This window comes from Citrobacter sp. TBCS-14 (assembly GCF_005280805.1).
GTDB classification, from domain to species: Bacteria; Pseudomonadota; Gammaproteobacteria; order Enterobacterales; family Enterobacteriaceae; genus Citrobacter; species Citrobacter gillenii.
The window spans coordinates 1-714 of record NZ_SZWM01000689.1; the positions used below are offsets into that span (position 1 = coordinate 1).

At 29.8% G+C, this 714-nt stretch carries 1 protein-coding gene; it reads left to right on the top strand.

The features are described 5' to 3' along the window. Positions 1-581: hypothetical protein (locus tag FDX22_RS30145; protein WP_222592545.1), on the top strand; the 581-nt coding region annotated here is incomplete at its 5' end. Positions 582-714 lie beyond the last annotated feature (133 nt).

Below are 714 nucleotides of genomic sequence, written 5' to 3' on the forward strand. Positions count from 1 at the left end.
AGGAGAAAGAAAACAAGACAACAGATGACTTTTTGAAGTTGCTGATTAACTCTTTCGGTAATAAAAAGAGAGATTATTTATATTCTAAAGAAATTTCAGATTTAAAATATAATCTAGCTAAAGAAATAATTGAAAAGCATGACGTTTTTAGTGGTTATAAACAGACCAAAACATATAAGAGATCGATTGAAAAGTACAAACAATTTCAACAAATTCAACGACTTCAACAACTTGAACGACTTGAACAACTTCAACGAATTCAACAACTTCAAAAATTAAATAAAATAAAAGCTACAAGCAAAAGTTATCACGCTTTTAGTGATGTTTCTGGAGCTATTCTATATCTTGACCCACCTTATGAAGAAAGTCACCAAAAAGGTTATATTAATCAATTCGATAGTCAAGAATTTTATGACTGGGCATTTGTAATGGCTAAAAATAACATCGTGATAATTTCAAGTTATTCAATTTCAGATGAACGCTTTGAAGCTGTATATTCTTTTGACAAAGCGCGCAGCACTCTCCAAAGTGGAAGAAGCAAAAAAGAAAATGAGAAATTATTTATGGTTAAAAACAGTTAATATTTGATAAAGTAAAAGCAATTTGATAGAATAGAGTTATAAATAGAGGAGAACAAAATGAAAGATACAGTAAAAACTTTAATGATGGTTGCAGGTGTCGGCTTTACACTTATCGCTATCACTTGGATAGGTA